The 19,679-nt window shown below is 69.6% G+C and carries 20 protein-coding genes; 10 read left to right on the top strand and 10 right to left on the bottom strand.

Going from position 1 to position 19,679, the window contains the following annotated elements:
* Positions 1-323 precede the first annotated feature (323 nt).
* Genes tyrS through argC form a run of 10 tightly spaced genes read right to left on the bottom strand, consistent with a single transcriptional unit; the run spans position 324 to position 10,382 of the window.
* Complete coding sequence (gene tyrS, locus ACFV15_RS43475) at positions 324-1,598, bottom strand: tyrosine--tRNA ligase (protein ID WP_378358720.1); 1,275 nt, start codon at positions 1,596-1,598, stop codon at positions 324-326.
* Positions 1,599-1,621: 23 nt separating this feature from the next.
* Positions 1,622-2,242 carry a DNA-3-methyladenine glycosylase gene (locus ACFV15_RS43470; protein WP_378358719.1) on the bottom strand — a complete coding sequence of 207 codons (621 nt, stop codon included), beginning with the start codon at positions 2,240-2,242 and terminating at the stop codon, positions 1,622-1,624.
* 36 nt (positions 2,243-2,278) lie between these two features.
* Positions 2,279-3,247: a hypothetical protein gene (locus tag ACFV15_RS43465; protein WP_378358717.1), complete on the bottom strand. Its 969-nt coding sequence runs from the start codon at positions 3,245-3,247 to the stop codon at positions 2,279-2,281.
* Between the two features lie 37 nt (positions 3,248-3,284).
* Positions 3,285-4,679 carry an argininosuccinate lyase gene (gene argH / locus ACFV15_RS43460; RefSeq protein ID WP_378358721.1) on the bottom strand — a complete coding sequence of 465 codons (1,395 nt, stop codon included), beginning with the start codon at positions 4,677-4,679 and terminating at the stop codon, positions 3,285-3,287.
* A gap of 20 nt (positions 4,680-4,699) precedes the next feature.
* Entirely contained in the window at positions 4,700-5,188 is a 489-nt protein-coding gene (locus ACFV15_RS43455; protein WP_378358715.1) for an arginine repressor, read from the bottom strand.
* Positions 5,185-6,114, bottom strand: a complete 930-nt coding sequence (argF, locus tag ACFV15_RS43450; RefSeq protein ID WP_378358713.1) for an ornithine carbamoyltransferase — start codon at positions 6,112-6,114, stop codon at positions 5,185-5,187. Before argF ends, ACFV15_RS43455 begins: the two co-directional genes overlap by 4 nt.
* A complete protein-coding gene (locus ACFV15_RS43445; RefSeq protein WP_378358711.1) occupies positions 6,114-7,295 on the bottom strand; it encodes an acetylornithine transaminase in 1,182 nt (393 codons plus the stop codon). Before ACFV15_RS43445 ends, argF begins: the two co-directional genes overlap by 1 nt.
* On the bottom strand, positions 7,292-8,212 hold the full coding sequence (argB, locus tag ACFV15_RS43440) for an acetylglutamate kinase (RefSeq protein WP_378358709.1): 921 nt from the start codon (positions 8,210-8,212) through the stop codon (positions 7,292-7,294). Before argB ends, ACFV15_RS43445 begins: the two co-directional genes overlap by 4 nt.
* Positions 8,209-9,366 carry a bifunctional glutamate N-acetyltransferase/amino-acid acetyltransferase ArgJ gene (gene argJ, locus ACFV15_RS43435; RefSeq protein ID WP_378358707.1) on the bottom strand — a complete coding sequence of 386 codons (1,158 nt, stop codon included), beginning with the start codon at positions 9,364-9,366 and terminating at the stop codon, positions 8,209-8,211. The genes argB and argJ overlap by 4 nt, the downstream gene beginning before the upstream one ends.
* A complete protein-coding gene (gene argC / locus ACFV15_RS43430) occupies positions 9,363-10,382 on the bottom strand; it encodes an N-acetyl-gamma-glutamyl-phosphate reductase (protein WP_378358706.1) in 1,020 nt (339 codons plus the stop codon). Before argC ends, argJ begins: the two co-directional genes overlap by 4 nt.
* A 313-nt stretch (positions 10,383-10,695) precedes the next feature.
* Here argC and ACFV15_RS43425 point away from each other — a divergent pair, with 313 nt between their 5' ends.
* The 10 genes from ACFV15_RS43425 (at position 10,696) to ACFV15_RS43380 (ending at position 19,656) form a co-directional block, all read left to right on the top strand.
* The gene (locus ACFV15_RS43425) at positions 10,696-11,883 is read left to right on the top strand and encodes a winged helix-turn-helix domain-containing protein (protein WP_378358704.1); all 1,188 of its coding nucleotides are present in this window, start codon (positions 10,696-10,698) and stop codon (positions 11,881-11,883) included.
* Positions 11,884-12,017: 134 nt separating this feature from the next.
* Positions 12,018-13,436 (top strand): FAD-dependent monooxygenase, encoded by a 1,419-nt coding sequence (locus tag ACFV15_RS43420; RefSeq protein ID WP_378358703.1) that lies wholly within the window; start codon positions 12,018-12,020, stop codon positions 13,434-13,436.
* Positions 13,433-13,753 carry a TcmI family type II polyketide cyclase gene (locus ACFV15_RS43415; RefSeq protein WP_378358701.1) on the top strand — a complete coding sequence of 107 codons (321 nt, stop codon included), beginning with the start codon at positions 13,433-13,435 and terminating at the stop codon, positions 13,751-13,753. Before ACFV15_RS43420 ends, ACFV15_RS43415 begins: the two co-directional genes overlap by 4 nt.
* Positions 13,750-15,000, top strand: coding sequence for a beta-ketoacyl-[acyl-carrier-protein] synthase family protein (locus ACFV15_RS43410; RefSeq protein WP_378358700.1), 1,251 nt, complete (start codon positions 13,750-13,752; stop codon positions 14,998-15,000). The genes ACFV15_RS43415 and ACFV15_RS43410 overlap by 4 nt, the downstream gene beginning before the upstream one ends.
* On the top strand, positions 14,997-16,142 hold the full coding sequence (locus ACFV15_RS43405) for a ketosynthase chain-length factor (RefSeq protein ID WP_378358698.1): 1,146 nt from the start codon (positions 14,997-14,999) through the stop codon (positions 16,140-16,142). Before ACFV15_RS43410 ends, ACFV15_RS43405 begins: the two co-directional genes overlap by 4 nt.
* Before the next feature lie 3 nt (positions 16,143-16,145).
* Positions 16,146-16,376 carry an acyl carrier protein gene (locus tag ACFV15_RS43400; protein ID WP_378358696.1) on the top strand — a complete coding sequence of 77 codons (231 nt, stop codon included), beginning with the start codon at positions 16,146-16,148 and terminating at the stop codon, positions 16,374-16,376.
* On the top strand, positions 16,369-17,136 hold the full coding sequence (gene fabG, locus ACFV15_RS43395; RefSeq protein WP_378358694.1) for a 3-oxoacyl-ACP reductase FabG: 768 nt from the start codon (positions 16,369-16,371) through the stop codon (positions 17,134-17,136). Before ACFV15_RS43400 ends, fabG begins: the two co-directional genes overlap by 8 nt.
* 9 nt (positions 17,137-17,145) lie before the next feature.
* Entirely contained in the window at positions 17,146-18,027 is an 882-nt protein-coding gene (locus ACFV15_RS43390; RefSeq protein WP_378358692.1) for an aromatase/cyclase, read from the top strand.
* On the top strand, positions 18,020-19,417 hold the full coding sequence (locus ACFV15_RS43385; RefSeq protein ID WP_378358690.1) for an FAD-dependent monooxygenase: 1,398 nt from the start codon (positions 18,020-18,022) through the stop codon (positions 19,415-19,417). The genes ACFV15_RS43390 and ACFV15_RS43385 overlap by 8 nt, the downstream gene beginning before the upstream one ends.
* Complete coding sequence (locus tag ACFV15_RS43380) at positions 19,414-19,656, top strand: hypothetical protein (RefSeq protein ID WP_378358689.1); 243 nt, start codon at positions 19,414-19,416, stop codon at positions 19,654-19,656. Before ACFV15_RS43385 ends, ACFV15_RS43380 begins: the two co-directional genes overlap by 4 nt.
* Positions 19,657-19,679: the final 23 nt, after the last annotated feature.

Raw genomic sequence — 19,679 nt, 5'->3', positions numbered from 1 at the left:
CAATTTAATGCACTCAAAGGAACCTCAAACGAGGTTCAATATATAAGCTCTACTGGCTTAGTTCACTAGCACACTGTTGAGTTCTCAAGCAACACGCTCGGGATCGCGCCGCACACGGCCTTATCCCTAGCATCAATTCCTAGCAGTTTTGGTGGGACGCCCACTCAATCACCTGAGGCGAGAGCTTGGTTCGCAGTCCCGGTCGGCCGCCCGGTTTCCCTGGCGACTTGGAGAACTTTACACGCCCGATCGGGGCCCGAAACAGGGGGGTACCTTAAGTGCAAAAGCCCAGGTCAGACCCCTGTTTCGGGCCGCAAGCCCGATCAGCCGCGCAGGCGGACGCCCGACAGGTTCCGCTTGCCCTTGCGCACGACGAGCCACTGGCCGTGGAGCGCCCCCTCGAGGGACGGCTTCCACTCCTCGTCGGTCACCTTCACGTTGTTCACGTACGCCCCGCCTTCCTTGACGGTGCGGCGCGCGGCGCCCTTGCTGTCGACGAGCCCGCCGGCCAGCAGCAGGTCGACGATCGTCGGCTCGTCCGACACCTTGACCTCACCGGAAGGCACCTCGGCCAGTGCGGCTTCCAGCGTCCGCGCGTCCAGCTCGGCCAGTTCACCGCGTCCGAACAGAGCACCCGAAGCCGCGATGACCTGCCGGGTGTTCTCCGCGCCGTGCACCAGCGTGGTGAACTCCTCGGCCAGCCGCTTCTGCGCGGCACGCAGGTGCGGCCGCTCCGCGGTGTCCTCGGCGAGCACGGCGATCTCCTCCTGCGAGAGGAACGTGAACATCCGCAGGTACCGGATGACGTCCGTGTCGCCGACGTTCACGAAGTACTGGAACCACGCGTACGGCGAGGTCATCTCCGGGTCGAGCCACAGGTTCCCGCCGCCGGTCGACTTGCCGAACTTGCGGCCCTCGGCGTCCGTGACCAGCGGCGCGGTCAGCGCGTGCACGCTCGCGCTCTTGACCCGGCGGATCAGGTCGACGCCGCCGACCAGGTTCCCCCACTGGTCGGACCCGCCGACCTGCAGCTTGCAGCCGTGCTTCTCGTTCAGCTTCAGGTAGTCCTGCGACTGCAGCAGCAGGTAGCTGAACTCGGTGTACGACATGCCGTCGGTCTCCAGGCGGCGCTTCACCGTCTCCCTGTTCAGCATCGTGTTGACCGGGAAGTGCTTGCCGACGTCGCGCAGGAATTCGAGCACGCTCTGCGGCCCGGTCCAGTCCAGGTTGTTCTCGATGATCGCGCCGTTCGACGGCAGGTCGAAGTCCACGAACCGCTCGAGCTGCCCTCGGATGCGCTCGGCCCACTCGCCCACCACGTCCAGCGTGTTGAGCGTGCGCTCGCCGGTGTCACGCGGGTCGCCGATCATGCCGGTGGCGCCGCCTGCCAGCGCGATCGGCCGGTGCCCGGCGCGCTGGAACCGCGCGAGCATCAGCAGCGGGACGAGGTTGCCCGCGTGGAGGCTGGGCGCGGTCGGGTCGAAGCCGCAATAGAGGGTGATCGGTCCTTGGTCGAGGTCTCGGCGCAGTGCGTCGATGTCGGTGGACTGCGCGATCAGGCCGCGCCAGGACAGCTCGTCAAGGATGTGTTCACTCACGCCTTAGATCCTCGCGCACCTGGTCAAGCCGATATCGACCGGGTACGGCGCTTTCCACCTCGGCGATACGTCGAGACGGCAGGCGAGCCGTCGATCCAGAACCGCCACGGAGTGTCCATCGCCATCGCGACGCCGACGCGCGGCCCTGACCGGATCTCCGAAGCCGGGACCTCGTCGCCGGTGTACAGCCGGACACTCGACGACGACGACAGGAGATCGGCGCCGTCCTGTGCTTTGTCCAGCCTCAACACCGAGGTCAGGATCGCCGGGCCCTTGGCAAGCTCGGCGGGACCGCGGGCGCTCGGACGACGCTTCCGCACCACGTCAAGCCCGGAGACGACCTCGCCTGCGCGCAACAGCACCGCGCCGGGCACGCCATCTTCGGTCCCGACGATGTTCGCGCAGAAATGCATGCCGTAGACGAAGTACACGTAGAGGAAGCCCGCCGGACCGAACATGACCGCGTTGCGCGGGGTCTTGCCGCGATAGCAGTGCGACGCCGGGTCGTCCTGACCGCGATACGCCTCGACCTCGACGAGCCGGACGGCGACCGTGCCGTCCGGGCCCGTCGCCTCGATCACTGAGCCGAGCAGGATTTTCGCCAGGTCCACCGGATCGACGGACAGCTCGTCGCGGGTGAACAACCGCCCATGCGCTGTGATCGCAGCCCCCTCAAGTCGCTAGGCGTTACATTGCCACACCACGGGGGCCCGGTTGATATGCCCGGCGATGGTGTCGTTGTCACCGACCGCGGTCACGTAACCGGAGCCCTGCAGCGGCAGGCTCAGCTGGTCGGCCTCGACGCCTCGCCAGACCGCGGGGCGCGTGTCGCCCTTGCCGGTCGTGCCCGCGATGAGCCCGTTCACGTTGATCCCGTCGGCGACGGTCCCGTCCGCCAGTTCCGCCGGCTGGCCGTCGACCCACGCGAACGCGTGCGCGTAGGCCTCCTGCGGCGTCGGGCTCGACGGGTCCAGCGCGTAGCCGACGACCTTGCCGCCACGGATCGCCTGGCCGCGCGCCGGTCCGAAGCCTGCGGGAGCGGCGAGCCCGCGCATCGCGCCGTTCGACCACACGTGCGCGCCCTCGGAGCTGTTGAGCAGGACCGAGCCGTCGTCGTCGAGGTCGACCGGGTCGAAACCGGACCCGATGTCGAGCACGGCCGGGACGCCCGCGCGCCAGATGACGACCTTGACGCTGACCCGGTCGGTCACCTTGCCGAGCACGTCGCCTGCCGCGTTGACCGCGATCGCGTGTGCCTCCAGGTAGCCGTCCGGGATCGGCAGCAGCTGGAACGAGCCGTTACTCAGTGAGAACGCTCGGTAACCGCGAATCGCACTGTCGAGTGCTTCGCCCACGATCGTGCCCGCCGCGTTCATGTCGTCGACCATGGCGCCGCTCAGTCCGGGCGGGTTGCCGACCACCGTCGCGGCGGTGCCGGACCAGGTGACCACGCCCGACACGTCGCCGAAACCCGCGTAGCCGCCGTGTGCGTCGGCCCCGATGACCTGCACGAGGCTGTCGCCGGCCGGCTTGGGCAGGTACCGGACCGACCAGCCGCACTCCGCGGCCGACGCCGGACCCGCTGCCGAGACGAGGCCCAGCACCAAGGTCACGACGCCAGCCGAACGGGTGATCACTGACTTTTGCATGCGGAGAGGGTAACGGCAGTCACGGTCCGATGATCGGTCAGCGAAGCCACTCACGGACGGCGGCGACCCGCTCCACCAGCCGAGTCCGCTGCTCCGCCACACGATCGGGTGAGGTTCCGCCGCGCGAGTTCCGCGACCGGACCGAGCCTTCGACGGTGAGCACCTCACGGACCTGCGCGGTCAGTGCGGGATTGATTTTCTCGAATTCCTCGTCGGTCAGCTCGTCGAGCCCGACGCCGCGCGCCTCGGCGACCCGCACGCTCTCCCCCGCCGCCTCGTGCGCGACGCGGAACGGCACGCCCTGGCGGACCAGCCACTCGGCGATGTCCGTGGCCAGCGTGAAGCCTGCCGGCGCGAGCTCGGCGAGCCGCTCGGTGTGGAAGGTGAGCGTGCCGAGCATCCCGGCGAGCGCGGGGAAGAGCAGTTCGAGCTGGTCGACGGAGTCGAAGACCGGCTCCTTGTCCTCCTGCAGGTCCCGGTTGTACGCCAGCGGCTGTGCCTTCAACGTCGCGAGCAGGCCGGTGAGGTTCCCGATGAGGCGTCCGGCCTTGCCACGGGTCAGCTCCGCGACGTCGGGGTTCTTCTTCTGCGGCATGATCGAGCTGCCGGTCGCCCATGCGTCGTCGAGCGTCACGTAGCCGAATTCGGCGGTGTTCCAGATGATCACCTCTTCGGCGACCCGCGACAGGTTCACCGCGAGCATGGTCACCGCGAACGCGAACTCGGCGGCGAAGTCACGCGAAGCCGTGCCGTCGATGGAGTTGTCGACGCTGGTGTCGAAGCCGAGTTCGGCGGCGACGGACTCGGGGTCGAGCCCGAGCGACGAACCGGCCAAAGCGCCTGAGCCGTAAGGGGATTCGGCGGTGCGGATGTCCCAGTCGCGCAGGCGGCCGACGTCACGCAGCAAAGCCTGGCAGTGCGCCTGGAGGTGATGCGCGAGCAGCACCGGCTGCGCGTGCTGCAGGTGCGTGCGGCCTGGCATGATCGCGTCGGGATAGCGTTCCGCCTGGGAGACAAGGGCTTCCACGACATCCAGGGTCCCCGCGGTGATCCGGCGGGCCGCGTCGCGCAGGAACATGCGGAACAGCGTGGCGACCTGGTCGTTACGTGACCGGCCCGCCCGCAGCTTGCCGCCGAGTTCGGTGCCCGCGCGCTCGATGAGGCCCCGCTCCAGCGCGGTGTGGACGTCTTCGTCGGCGAGCACCGGGGTGAACGCGCCGGACTCGACGTCGGCGGCGAGCGTGTCGAGCGCGGCGAGCATGCCGATCAGCTCGTCATCGGTGAGCAGCCCGGCCTTGCGCAGGACACGGGCGTGCGCACGCGAACCCGCGATGTCGTAAGGCGCCAGACGCCAGTCGAAGTGGGTCGACAGGCTCAACGCCGCCATGGCTTCGGCGGGACCGCTGGCGAACCGCCCGCCCCACAACTGGATGCCGCTCAAGGTGTTCCCTTTCAAGAAGTGTGTTCGGACCGGTTCGCCCACGCGGTGAACCGTTCGGCCAGATCCTTGCCGGTCAGCGGCTCTCTGGCGATGACCGCGACCGTGTCGTCGCCCGCGATGGAGCCGACGACCTCTTCCAGTGCCGCCCTGTCGATGGCGCTGGCCAGGAACTGCGCCGCGCCCGGCGGGGTGCGCAGTACCGTCAGGTTCCCCGACGAGTCCACGGACACGAGCAGTTCGGCGAGCAGGCGGGACAGCCGCGAGGTGCCACCTTGGACACCGCGGACCGGGCTGCCGTCCTCCGGGATCACGTAGATCGGAGCGCCCGAGTCCGCGCCACGCAGCTTGACCGCGCCGAGTTCGTCGAGGTCACGCGACAACGTCGCTTGCGTGACTTCGATTCCCTCGGCGAGGAGTAGCTTCGCCAGTTCCGTCTGGCTCCGGATGGCCATGGTGGACACCAGCTCCGAGATCCGCGCCTGTCTGCCAGCCCTGGTCATCGTCGTTCTGCCTCCTGGAACAGCCAGACGAGCAGCGCCTTCTGGGCATGCAGGCGGTTTTCCGCCTCGTCCCACACCGCGCTGGCCGGGCCGTCGATCACCTCGTCGGTGATCTCCCAGCCGCGGTGCGCGGGCAGGCAGTGCAGCACGATCGCGTCCTCGGCCGCGCGGGCCAGCAGCGCGCTGTTGACCTGCAGCTGCCGGAACGGGCCGACCCGGTCGAGGCCGTCGTTCTCCTGGCCCATCGAGGTCCAGGTGTCGGTGACCAGCACGTCGGCGCCGTCGACCGCGGCGTGCGGGTCGGTGAACGAGGTGATGCTGCCGCCGGTCTCGTGCGCGCGCTTCTTCGCGTCCAGGGTGACACCCTGGTCCGGCTGGAAGCCCACCGGCGAGACGACCCGGACGTGCATGCCCGCGGTCGCGCCGCCGAGCAGGAACGAGTGGGCCATGTTGTTGGCGCCGTCGCCGAGGTAGGTGACGGTGACGCCGGCCAGCTTGCCCTTGCGCTCGCGGATGGTCTGCAGGTCGGTGAGCACCTGGCAGGGGTGGAACTCGTCGGTGAGCGCGTTGATCACCGGGACCCGGCTGACGGAGGCCATCGCGTCCATCCGCTTCTGCGCGAAGGTCCGCCAGACAACGGCGTCGACGTAACGCGACAGGACGCGGGACGTGTCCTCGATGGTCTCCTCGCGGCCGAGCTGCATGGCCCTGCCGTCGACGATGATCGGGTGCCCGCCGAGCTGGTGGATGCCGACGTCGAAGGAGAGCCGGGTGCGCGTCGAGTTCTTCTCGAAGATCGCGGCGATCGACTTGCCCTTGAGTGCCTGCGAGCTGTGCGGCTCGGCCTTGAGCTTGTCGGCCAGATCGAGGATGTCGGCCTGCTCCTGAGGGGTTAGGTCGTCGTCACGGAGGAAGTGCCTGGGCATCAAAGGTCCTTTGTGGTGGTTTCGAGCGCGTCGAGGAAGCCGTCGGCCTGCTCGGCGGTGAGGGTCAGCGGAGGTGCCAGCCGGATCGTGTCGGGCTGGATCGGGTTGACGAGGTAACCGGCCTCCTGCATCGCCTGCGCGACCGTGGTGGAGATGGGCTTGCGCAGGCCGATGCCGATCAGCAGGCCTGCGCCGCGGACGCCGGAGACCAGCGGGAACTGCTCGGCGCGGGCCGCGATGTCCTTGCCCAGCGCGGAAACGTGGTCGAGCAGGTCGTCCTTGATGATCGTCTTGATGACCGCGAGACCGGCCGCGCAGCAGACCGGGTTGCCGCCGAAGGTGGTGCCGTGGTGGCCCGGCTTCATCAGGTCGGCTGCCGCGCCGACGCCGATGGCCGCGCCGAGCGGGAGCCCGCCGCCGAGGCCCTTGGCCAGCGTGAACACGTCGGGGACGATCCCGGCCTGCTGGAAGGCGAACCAGGTGCCGAGACGGCCGATGCCGGTCTGGACCTCGTCGAGGATCAGCAGCGCGCCGTTGTCCTTGGTGATGTCGCGGGCGGCCTGCAGGAAGCCGTCCGGCGCCGGGATGACCCCGCCCTCGCCGAGGATCGGCTCGATGATGACGGCCGCGGTTTCGTTGTCCACGGCGGCTTTCAGCGCGTCGACGTCACCGAACGGCAGATGCGTGACACCCGGCAGCAGCGGCTTGAACGGGTCGCGCTTGCCGGGCTGGCCGGTCAGCGTCAGCGCGCCCATCGTGCGGCCGTGGAACGCGCCGTCGAAGGCGATGATCTTGGAACGGCCGGTCAGCCTGCTGATCTTCAGCGCGGCCTCGTTGGCCTCCGCGCCGGAGTTCACGAAGAGGACCTTGGCGTTGCCGGTGAGGCCTGCGACGTCGAGCAGCGTCTCGGCGAGTTCGACCGCGACCGGGTTCACGTACAGGTTGGAGACGTGCCCGAACTTGGCGATCTGCTCGCTGACGGCCTTGACGACCGCGGGGTGCGCCTGGCCGAGCGCGTTGGTGGCGATGCCGCCCACCAGGTCCACATAGGACTTTCCTTCGGCGTCCCACACCACAGCGCCCTCACCTCGGACGAGGGTCAGCTGCGGGGTGCCGTAGTTGTCCATCAGCGCGGACTTCCAGTGCTCCTGTCCGTCTACATTGGACTTGATTTCGGTCATGGCAACTCATCCTCCGGAAAGACCATCGTCCCGATTCCCCTCGAGGTGAACACTTCCAGCAGCACGGAATGGGCCAGCCTGCCGTCGATCACGTGGGCGCGGCTGACCCCGCCTCGGACCGCTCGGACGCAGGCCTCCATTTTCGGGATCATGCCGCTGGCCAGGCCGGGAAGCAGCTGCTCCAGCCGGTCCACCCGGATCCGGTCGACGAGCGAGGACCGGTCGGGCCAGTTCGCGTACAGGCCTTCGACGTCGGTGAGCACGACGAGCTTCTCGGCGCCGAGCGCGGCGGCCAGCGCACCGGCCGCGGTGTCAGCGTTGACGTTGTGGACGACCCCGTCGATGTCCGGCGCCACGGTGGACACCACCGGGATACGGCCCGCGTTGACGATGTCGAGCACCGCGTCCGGGTTGACCGTCGCGACCTCGCCGACCAGCCCGATGTCGACGGCCTCGCCGTTGACCGTCGCCTGCTTGCGCTCGGCGGTGAACAGCTGCGCGTCCTCACCGGAGATGCCGACGGCGTACGGGCCGTGCTTGTTGATCAGCCCGACCAGCTCCCGGCTGACCTGGCCGACCAGCACCATCCGGACGATGTCCATCGTCTCCGGGGTGGTGACGCGCAGGCCGCCCTTGAACTCGCCTTCGATGCCGAGCCTGGTCAGCATCGAGGTGATCTGCGGGCCGCCGCCGTGCACCACGACCGGCTTCAGGCCGGCGAGCCGCAGGAACACCATGTCCTCGGCGAACGCCTGCTTGAGCTCGTCGTCGATCATCGCGTTGCCGCCGTACTTCACGACGACCGTCGCACCGTGGAACCGCTGCAACCAAGGCAGTGCCTCGATGAGCACGCCCGCCTTTTCGGCGGCCAGTGCGAGCCGCTCGTCGGCGGGGATCAGTGATTCGGAAGGGCTCATGACGAGTACGCGCTGTTCTCTTCGACGTAGCCGTGCGACAGGTCGGTGGTGAAGATGGTGGCCTCGTGCTCACCGACACCGAGGTCGATGACGATGTCGATGTGCCGGTCGGACAGGTCGGCCTCGGACCGGTCCTGCGCGGTGGTGCCGTTGGCGAACAACGTCGCGCCGTTGATCGTGATGGACAGCGTGTCCGGGTCGATGTGCGCCTGCGCGCGGCCGAGTGCCATGGCGATCCGGCCCCAGTTCGGGTCAGACCCGAACAGCGCGGTCTTGACCAGGTTGTCCTCGGCGACGGTGCGGCCGACATTGATCGCGTCCTGTTCGGACCGCGCGCCCTTGACCGTCAGGTCGACCTCCTTGGTCGCGCCCTCGGAGTCCGCGCGCAGCTGCAGCACCAGGTCGAGGCTCACGTCGATGAGCATCTGCGTGAGGTCGGCGTCGGACGGTTCGACGCCGCTGGCGCCGGAGGCGAGCACGAGCACCGTGTCGTTGGTGGACGTCCCGCCGTCGACGTCGAGCCGGTCGAAGGTGACCTTCGTGGCGGCGCGCAGTGCCTTGTCGAGCGCGTCCTTGGCCACCACGGCGTCGGTGGTGAGCACGCTGAGCATGGTCGCCAGGTTCGGCGCGAGCATGCCGGCGCCCTTCGCGAAACCGCCGACGCTCCACCCGTCGCGGTGCGCCTTGCGGGCCTGCTTGGGCTTGCTGTCGGTGGTCATCACGGCGGTCGCCGCGTTGAGGCTGGCCTCTTCGGACGCCTCGAGCGCCTTGAACGCCGTGTCCACGCCGGACAGGACGGCGTCCATCGGCAGCCGCTCCCCGATCAGGCCGGTGGAGCAGACGGCGATCTCGATGGCGCCGACGTTCAGCACCTCGGCGACCTTCTCCGCGGTGGCGTGCGTGTCCTGGAAGCCGAGCGGGCCGGTCGCCGCGTTGGCGCCGCCCGAGTTCAGCACGACCGCCTTGAGCCGCTGCTGCTTGAGCACCTCCTGCGACCACAGCACGGGAGCGGCCTTGACGACATTGCGGGTGAACACCCCGGCGGCGATGTCGAGCGGGCCGTCGTTGACGACGAGCGCGAGGTCGAGCGCACCCGCCTTGATCCCGGCGGCCACCCCCGCCGCGCGGAATCCCTGCGGACCGGTGACGGTCATGGTGCGACTCCTACCGTGGAAAGGCCGATGGTTTCTTCGAAGCCGAGAGCGATGTTCATGGACTGGATCGCGCCGCCCGCGGTCCCCTTGGTCAGGTTGTCGATGGCGGCGACCACGACGAGCCTGTTCGCGAGCGCGTCGACGGTGACCTGCAGCTGGACGTTGTTGGAGCCGAGCGTCGCCGCCGTGGTCGGCCACATGCCCTCGGGCAGTACCTGCACGAACGGCTCGTCGGCGTAGAACTTCCGGTAGAGCTCGTAGGCGTCGGTGGGCCGGCGCAGTGGCGCGCTGGCGGTGGTCAGGATGCCGCGTGACATCGGCGCGAGCACCGGCGTGAACGACACGGTGACCGCTTCACCGGCGATCGCGCCGAGGTTCTGCATGAGCTCCGGGGTGTGCCGGTGCGCTCCCCCGACGCCGTACGCGCTGGCCGAGCCCATGACCTCGGAGCCGAGCAGGTTCGGCTTGAGCGCCTTGCCCGCGCCGGAGGTGCCGGTCACCGACACCACGGTCACGTCGGGCTCGATGATCTTCTCGGCGAACGCCGGCGCCAGCGCGAGCGAGCCGCCGGTCGGGAAGCAGCCGGGCACCGCGATGCGCTTGGTGTTCTTCAGCTTTTCGCGCGCGCCGGGCAGTTCGGGCAGCCCGTACGGCCACTGGCCCGCGTGGTCGCCGCCGTACCAGCGCGCCCAGTCGTCCGCACTGGAGAGGCGATGGTCGGCGCCGAGGTCGACGACGAGTGTGCCCGGCCCGAGCTGCGCGGCGATCACGGCCGAATGGCCGTGCGGCAGTGCGAGGAAGACGACATCGTGCCCGGCGAGTGTGTCCTTCGTGGTCTCCTGGAGCACGCGGTCCGCCAGCGGGACCAGGTGCGGCTGGTGCGCGGCGAGCTTCGTGCCCGCGCTGCTGGCCGCCGTGAGCGCGCCGATCTCGACCTCGGGGTGCGTCAAGAGCAGGCGCAGCAGCTCCCCGCCCGCGTACCCGCTCGCCCCGGCCACCGCGATCTTCACCGTCATACGAATGATTATGCATACCGATGCAAACTCAATCAAACCGGGGTCCGCCACCCAGCGTGGCGCGATCAAGACATCAGACCACCTGGATGGAGGAACACGGAGCGGGTCCGCGTCTGGCATTAATGGGCTGATGGGGATAGGCGAGGTGTGGCAGGTAGGCGCGCTCGAAATGTCCGTCCAGCACTGCGATTCCGATTCGTGGCGACTGGTCGTGGAAATCGGCCGCAATCCCGAACTCGCGGACAAATTGTCCCGCTCATTGGGGCTGCGTCCCATGCCGCTGCAAAGAGGCATTCCCGCAGGTGGAAGCCCGATGCCGTGGGTGCTGTCCGGCCGTTCCGAGTCCGCCGTGCGTGAATACGCGGGAAAACTCCGCGCTCATCTCGGAGCAACTGCCGATCCGCAAAATGTCGCCTGCACATTGGCGGCCAGCCGCCCGTTCGAATATCGCGCCGCGATCGTCGCGGAGGACACCGGGAAACTGCTCGAGGGACTCGCCGGGGTCGCGGACGGGCGGACGCCGGTGACGCGGGCGGCGTTCAGCCCGATCGCCTACCTGTTCACCAGCCGCGCCGCCGATCCGACCAGCACGGTCGACCTGCTGAGCGCGCGCTACCCCGTGTTCGCCGAGACCGCCGCCGACCTCAGGTCGCGAGTGGACGACGACGTGTTCGTGCTCGAACTCGCGCTCGTGCGGCTGTTCGGGCATTGGGGGGTGCGGCCGGACGTCGTGCTCGGCAAGTCCGTCGGCGCGCTGGCCGCGGCGTACGTCGCGGGCGTGCTGTCACTCGCGGACGCGTGCACGCTGGTGACCGCCTACCGGGGCGGGATCTTTGACAAAGTGCTCGAAACGGTCACGCTCCGGCCGCCGGTACTGCCGATCGTCATCGGCGGGGACGTCACGTCGCCGGAGTTCTGGGCGTCGCACATGGCCTCGCCGCCCCGGCTGTTCGGCAGCATCTTCTCGCTCGCCGACGACGGGGTCTCGACGTTCGCGGAAGTCGGCGCGGACGGCGTACTGTCCGAACTCGGGCAGGACTGCGTGCCCGCCGCCGAGTTCGCGCCGCTGGTGCGCGGCGGTCAGGAGTACCGGTCAGTGGTCACCACGCTGGCGTGGCTGCACGAGCGCGGGGTCTCGGTCGACTGGCCCGCGTTCTTCGGCGAGTGCGAGCCGGTCGAACTGCCGCCGAGGCCATGGCGGCAGCCGATCGCCGCGTCCGCTCCCGAAGGCCCGCTCCGGCTCGACGCGCCCACCAGGCAGGTCCGGCTGCACGACCGGCTCATCGCGGTGACCCGCAAGGAATTCGACCTGCTGCGGCTGCTGACGTCGCGTCGCGGCTGCGTCGTCCCGCGCAAGGAGATCATGCTGGAGGTCTGGGGCGACGAGCACGATCTCGGCCGCACGCTCGACACCCACGTGAACAGCCTGCGCCGCAAACTCGGCTCCAGCGGCTGGATCGTCACCGTGCGAGGAGTCGGATTCCGCCTGGGCCAGGCCTGATTTGACGTTCCTCTGACATGTTTTGACATGGTCTGCCAAAGCCTTGCCGGAATTTGACGGACAACTCGTTGCCCGCGCCCGTGAACGGGTGGAAATTTGAATTCACCGGGGATTCGAGCGGCGAGGGTGGGCAGATGCGAGTTGTCGTCGTTGGCGCGGGCCCCGCCGGTTTGATGCTGGCGGGTGAACTCCGGCTCGGCGGTGCCGCGGTGGTGGTACTCGAGAAACTGCCGGAGCCGACCGGCGAATCACGCGGACTGAATTTGACCGCGCGGACCATGGAGGTTTTCGATCAGCGGGGCATTCTCCCGTTGTTCGGGGAACTCAAGACCACGCCAGGCGGGCATTTCGGCGGGCTGCCGGTGGACTTCGGGGTGCTCGACGGCGCGCACCACGGCGCGTACGGCGTCACCCAGGCCCGCACCGAGGCCGTGCTCGCCCGATGGGCCACCTCGCTCGGCGCCGACATCCGCCGTGGCGAGGAGGTCGTCTGGCTCACCGAGACCGACGGCGGCGTGGAGGTCGAGACCACTTCGGGCAAGCTGCGCGCGGACTACGTCGTCGGCTGCGACGGCGGCCGCAGTCTCGTCAGGACTCTCGCAGGCATCGGCTTCGAGGGCCGCGAAGCCACCCGTGAACTGATGCTCGCCGACGTCGAAGGCTGCGCGCTCGAACCTCGGATGATCGGCCGGTCGCTGCCGCTGGGCATGGTGATCGTCGGGCCGATCGGCGACGGCGTCGACCGGGTCATCCTGTGTGAACGGGCCGCGCCACCGCGGCGGCGGACCGAGCCGCCGAGTTTCGCGGAGTTCGCCGGGACCTGGCACCGGCTGACCGGTGAGGACATCTCCCACGGCCGTCCACTCTGGATCAGCGCGTTCGGCGACCCCGCCAAGCTGGCCACCGCCTACCGGAAGGGCCGGATCCTGATCGCGGGCGACGCGGCGCACGTCCACCTGCCCGCCGGTGGTCAGGGCCTCAACGTCAGCGTGCAGGACGCGGTCAACCTCGGCTGGAAACTCGCCGCGCAGGTCGGCGGCTGGGCGCCGGACGGACTGCTCGACACCTACCACTCGGAACGGCACCCGGTCGGCGAGCGGCTGCTGGTCAACTCGGCCGCGCAGGGCACGGTCCTGATGGGCGACGACACGATCCAGCCGGTGCGCGACGTCCTCAGCGACCTGATCTCCCACGCCGAGGTCACCCGGCATCTGGCGGGCATGGTCACCGGGCTGGACCTGCGCTACGACGTCGGCCCCGGCGAACATCCCTTGCTGGGCAAGCGATTGCCTCGCCTGGAACTCGACGGCGCGCCGAACACGACCGAGTTGCTGCACCCGGCGCGCGGCCTGCTGCTCGATCTCTCGGACGACGCCGAACTGCGCCTGGCCGCGGCGCCTTGGCGCGATCGGGTCAACGTTGTCACCGCGTCCGCCCAGAACGTGCCGGCCAAGACCGAAGCACTGCTCGTCCGTCCGGACGGGCACGTGGCCTGGGCAGGCGACGAAGACCTGACCGCCGCACTGCGACGTTGGTTTGGAGAACCGCGATGAGGACACTGATCGTGGCGCGGATGGCGCCCGGCTCCGGCGAGGACGTCGCCGGCATCTTCGAGGAGTTCGACCGCAGCGAGATGCCCGGCATCATGGGCACCAAGCGACGAGAGCTCTTCTCGTATCAGGGCTTGTACTTCCATCTGCAGGACTTCGACGGCGACGGGCCGCAGTCGATCGAACAGGCACGCACGCATCCACTGTTCGTGGCTGTGAGCGCCGACCTGAAGCCGCACATCTCGCCGTTCGACCCGGAGACCTGGCGCTCGCCCGCCGACGCGCTGGCCACCTCCTTCTATCAGTGGGAGGCACCGTGACCCGGCAGGTCGTGGTGACCGGGATGGGCGTGCTCGCGCCGGGCGGCGTCGGCGTCAAACCGTTCTGGACACTGCTCACCGACGGCAGGACCGCCACCCGCCGGATCTCGGCGTTCGACCCGTCGCCGTTCCGCTCGCAGGTCGCGGCCGAGATCGACTTCGACCCGCGCGCGCACGGGCTCGGGGCGCAGGACCTGCGGCGGATGGACCGGATGACGCAGTTCGCCGTGGTCGCCGCCCGTGAAGCGCTGGCCGACAGCGGATTGTCCACTGTGGAACCCGAGCGGACCGGCGTGGCGCTCGGCACCGCGGTCGGTGCGACGATGACGCTGGACGCCGAATACCGGGTGGTCAGCGACGACGGCAAGCAGTGGCTGGTCGATCCCGACTACGCGATGCGTCACCTCTACGGGGCGTTCGCGCCGAGTTCGGCGGCCGCGGAGGTCGCGACGGCGCTGGGCGCGCAGGGACCGGCCGCGGTGGTGTCCACGGGTTGCACGTCGGGGATCGACTCGGTCGGGCACGCCTGGCAGCTGATCCGCGAGGGCTCGGCCGACGTGATGATCGCCGGCGCGTCCGACGCGCCGATCTCGCCGATCACCGTGGCCTGCTTCGACGCGATCAAGGCGACGACCCCGCACAACGACGAGCCCGAGCAGGCGTCACGACCGTTCGACCGCTCGCGCAACGGCTTCGTGCTCGGTGAGGGCGCGGCGGTGTTCATCCTCGAAGAAGCCGGACACGCGCGCCGCCGGATGGCCGACTGCTACGGCGAGATCACCGGCTATGCCAGCCGTAGCAACGCGTTCCACATGACCGGGCTGCGGCCGGACGGCACCGAGATGGCCGCGGCCATCGGGCTGGCGCTCGATCAGTCGAAGCTGAATCCGTCCGATGTGGACTATGTCAACGCGCACGGTTCGGGCACGCAGCAGAACGACGTGCACGAGACCGCGGCGGTCAAGCTGGCGCTCGGCGAGCACGCGTACCGGACACCGATGAGCGGGATCAAGTCGATGGTCGGGCATTCGCTCGGCGCGATCGGGTCGATCGAGATCGCGGCCTGCCTGCTCGCGATGCGCTACGGCGTCCTGCCGCCGACCGCGAACCTGCACGAGCCCGATCCGCGCTGCGACCTGGACTACGTGCCGCTGACCGCACGCGAGCAGCGGGTGGGCACGGCGTTGACCGTCGGCAGCGGGTTCGGCGGGTTCCAGTCCGCGATGGTCCTGGCGGGTGTCGCGTGAAGACACTGGTGACCGGGATTTCCGTCGCGGCGCCCAACGGTCTTGGGGTCGAGGACTACTGGGCGGCGACACTCGCCGGCCGTGGCGGGATCGGGCGGCTCACCCGGTTCGATCCGTCGCGGTACGCGGCGACACTCGCGGGCGAGGTGACCGGGTTCGACGCGGCCGAGCACCTGCCGGGCAGGCTGCTCCCCCAGACCGATCCGATGACCAGGTTGTCGCTCGCGAGCGCGGCGTGGGCGTTGGAGGACGCCGGGATCGAGGAGACCGGCGGCGGCGGGGTGGTCACCGCGAGCACCGGCGGCGGCTTCGAATTCGGGCAGCGTGAACTGGGCAACCTGTGGAGCAAGGGACCCAAGCACGTGAGCGCGTACCAGTCGTTCGCCTGGTTCTACGCGGTGAACTCCGGGCAGATCTCGATCCGCAACGGGCTGCGCGGGCCGTCGAGCGTGCTCGTCTCGGACCAGGCCGGCGGGCTCGACGCGCTCGGCCACGCGCGCAGGCAGATCCGCGCGGGCACGCCGTTCGTGGTCTCCGGCGCGGTCGACGGCGCGCTCTGCCCGTGGGGCTGGGTCTCGCTGCTGGCGAGCGGCCGGGTGAGCACGTCGGCGGATCCGGAACGCGCGTACCTGCCGTTCGACACCGGCGCGGCCGGTCACGTGCCCGGCGAGGGCGGGGCGATCCTGGTGCTGGAGAACGAAGAAACGGCCGGTGAGCGTGGGTACGGCGAGATCGCCGGGTACGCGGCCACGTTCGGTCCGGACGCCTATCGCCGGGTGATCGAGCTGGCTCTCGCGGACGCCGGGGAGTCCACAGTGGACGTGGTGTTCGCCGACGCGGCCGCCGTGCCCGAGCTGGACCTCGCAGAGGCCGAAGCGATCACGGGCGTGCTCGGCAAGGTGCCGGTGACCGCGCCCAAGACGATGACCGGGCGGCTCTACGCGGGTGGCGGCGCGCTGGACGTGGCGTCGGCGTTGCTGGCCATCCGCGACGGCGTCATCCCGCCGACCACCAATGTCACCAACGCCTACGACCTGGACCTGGTCACCGTCCCGAGGCCCGCGCACCTGCGCACCGCGCTGGTGCTCGCGCGCGGACAAGGCGGTTTCAACTCGGCGATCCTGCTGCGACGAAAGGATTGAACAGTGCTCACCTTGGACGAGCTGCTGCTGATACTGACGGACTGCGCCGGTTCGCCGGAGCCGGTCAGCGGTGAGCTGATCGACGCCGAGTTCGCCGACCTCGGGTACGACTCGGTCGCGCTGATCGAGGCCACCGGACGGCTCTCGCGCGACCACGGTGTCGAACTCGACGACGACGCGACCGCGACCGCCCGCACCCCGCGCGCGCTGCTGGAGCTGATCAACCATGGCTAGGACCGCACTCGTCACCGGCGCCACCAGCGGGATCGGCCTCGCCGTCGCCAAGCAGCTCGCCGAATCCGGGCATCAGGTTTTCCTCTGCGCGCGCAACGACGTCTCGCAGACCGTCAAGCAGCTGCGCGCGGACGGCTTCGAAGTCGACGGCACCGAATGCGACGTCCGCTCCGAGACGGACGTCCAGGCGTTCGTCCAGACGGCGGTCGACCGGTACGGGCCGGTGGACATCCTGGTCAACAACGCGGGCCGCAGCGGCGGCGGGGTCACCGCCGATCTGGTCGACGAGCTGTGGTTCGACGTGATCGACACCAATCTGCACGGGGTGTTCCGGATGACCCGCGCGGTGCTGAACACCGGCGGGCTGCGGCACCGGCCGTGGGGCCGGATCGTGAACATCGCGTCGACCGCCGGCAAACAGGGTGTGGTGCTGGGCGCGCCGTACTCGGCGTCGAAGCACGCGGTGGTCGGGTTCACGAAGTCGCTGGGCAACGAGCTGGGCAAGAGCGGGATCACGGTCAACGCGGTGTGCCCCGGCTACGTCGAAACGCCGATGGCGCAGCGGGTGCGCCACGGCTACGCGGCCGCGTGGGACATCGGCGAGGACGAGGTGCTCGACCGGTTCCAGGCCAAGATCCCGCTCGGCCGGTACAGCACGCCGGAGGAGGTCGCCGGCCTGGTCGGTTATCTCGTCTCGGACACCGCTGGCTCGATCACCGCGCAGGCACTGAACGTCTGCGGCGGCCTCGGCAACTTCTGAAGGAGAACGATGAACGTCGAACACGAGATCACCGTTGCCGCGGCGGCCGTGAACATCTACGAGTTCCTCGCCGATGTCACGCGGTGGCCGACGGTCTTCGAGCCGACCGTGCACGCCTCGGTGCTGGAGCGGTCAGGCAGCGTCGAGCGCATCCGGCTGTGGGCGACGGCCAACGGCTCGCCCAGGACGTGGACATCCCGGCGCGTGCTCGATCCCGAGGCGCTGCGCGTCGAGTTCCGGCAGGAGGTCCCGCGCGCGCCGATCGCGTCGATGGGCGGCGCGTGGGTGATCGAGCCGTTGTCGGCAGGCAGCTCGCGGGTGCGTCTGCTGCACGACTACGAGGCGATCGATCCGTCCGGGATGGCCTGGATCGACGCGGCCGTGGATCGCAACAGCCGCAAGGAACTCGCGGCGTTGAAGACCTTCGCCGAGGGCGCGGCCGCGCCGGTGCACACGTTTGCGGACACCGTGCACATCAAGGGATCAGCCTCGGATGTCTACGCGTTCATCAACGAGGCCGACCGGTGGCCGGAGCGGCTGCCGCATGTCGACCGGGTCACGCTGATCGAGGACATCCCAGGGCTGCAACTGCTCGAAATGGACACTCGCGCGCCGAACGGCTCGGTGCACACGACCTCGTCCGTGCGGGTCACCTTCCCCAAGCTGATCGTCTACAAGCAGACGCTGCTGCCCGCGTTGCTGTCCCTCCACAGCGGACAGTGGCAGATTCGCGAGGACGAGGACGGCGTGCTGGTCACGTCTGAGCACTCGGTGTCCGTGCACGACCCGGCCACGCTCGACCAGGTGCGCGCCGCGCTGAGTGCCAATAGCCTCGCCACCCTGCGCCACGCGAAGGCGTATGCCGAGAGCCAGGAGGAAGTCCTTGCCTGACACCGATGTGATCGTGGTGGGCGCCGGGCCGACCGGTCTGCTGCTGGCCGCCGAGCTGCGACTGGGCGGCGCCGAGGTCATCGTGCTGGAGCGGCTGACCGAGCCGACCGCTCAATCACGGGCAGGCGCGATCCACGCCAGGTCCGTCGAGATCTTCGATCAGCGCGGCAGGCTGGAGCATCTCGGCGCGGTCGACCGGGACGACCACGGGCACTTCGGCGGGCTCGACCTCGACCTCGGCCAGCTGCCGACCGCCCATCCCGGACGAATGAAGATCGCACAGGCACGCGTGGAAGCCATGCTCACGGCATGGGCGACGGAACTCGGCGCGGAGATCCGCCGGGGTTACGAGGTGACCTCGCTCGACCAGACCGGGTCCGAGGTGGTGATCAACGGCTCGCTGACGGCTCGGTACGCCGTCGGCTGCGACGGCGAGCAAAGTAGCGTCCGCGAGCTGGCCGGGTTCGACTTCCCCGGGGTGGACGCCGGGCTGGAGCTGCTGCGCGCGGACGTACGCGGCATCGAGGTGCCGTTCCGGTTCTTCCAGCGTTATCCGGCTGGTCTCGCGATCGCGTTGCCGATCGACGGCGGGCTCATCCGGCTCGTGGTGCACGAGTTCGGCCGCCCACCGCAGAGGCGGCAGGGCCCGCCGACGTTCGCCGAGGTCGTCGCGGCCTACCAGCGCGTCACCGGCGAAGACGTCAGCGCCGGCGAGCCGGTGTGGGTCGACGCGTTCGGCAACACCGCGCGCCAGGTGACGGAGTACCGGCGTGACCGGGCGCTGCTGGCGGGCGACGCCGCGCATCATCTGATGCCGATCGGCGGGCAGGCGATCAACCTGGGCCTGCAGGACGCGTTCAACCTAGGCTGGAAACTCGCCGCCGAGGTCCGCGGCTCGGCGCCCGCCGGGCTGCTCGACAGCTACCACGCCGAGCGTCACCCGGTCGGCGTCCGCGTCAAGACGAACATCCAGGCGCAGGCCCAGCTGCTGCTCGGCGACGCCTCGGTCGACCCGCTGCGCGAGGTGTTCCGCGAACTGATCAAGCACGACCCGGTCCGCGACCATCTCGCCGCCGCGATCGCGGGCCTCGACGTCCGCTACGGCGAAGACGCGCACCCGCTGGTCGGCGCGCGGCTGCCGTTCTCGGTGCTGACCACGGATTCGGGGGCGACGGACACCACGTCGCTGCTGCGCTCGGGCCGCGGCCTGCTGCTGAATCTCTCCGGCGAGCCATGGACAGCCGCCGGGGTGGACGTCGTGGCGGCCAAGGTGGAGCCGGGCAGCGCACTGTCCGAAGTGGAGGGTGTGCTGGTGCGCCCCGACGGGCACGTCGCCTGGGTCGCGGGCTCCGGTCCGCTGGAGACCGCGCTGGAGCGCTGGTTCGGATGATGTTCCCGTTCACGGAGTGGCAAGGCGTCGGCGACCATCCGGAGCTGGCCAGGATGCGCCGGGAGGACCCGGTGCCACTGGTGCCCATCGCCTCCGGCGGCACCGCGTACCTGGCGACCCGGTACGCCGACGTCCGCCGTGTCCTGATGGACCCCGTGTTCAGCCGGGCGGCCGCGGCCGCCCGGCTCGACTGGGCGGGGCAGTCCCCCGGCAGCCGCCTGCGCCCGGGGCGGATGTAACTGTACCCACCGGAGCACACCCG

The sequence above is a fragment of the Amycolatopsis sp. NPDC059657 genome (assembly GCF_042734395.1).
GTDB lineage: Bacteria > Actinomycetota > Actinomycetes > Mycobacteriales > Pseudonocardiaceae > Amycolatopsis.
The sequence above is the reverse complement of the archived record's forward strand: the minus strand, read 5'-3'. Positions and strand labels throughout refer to the sequence as shown.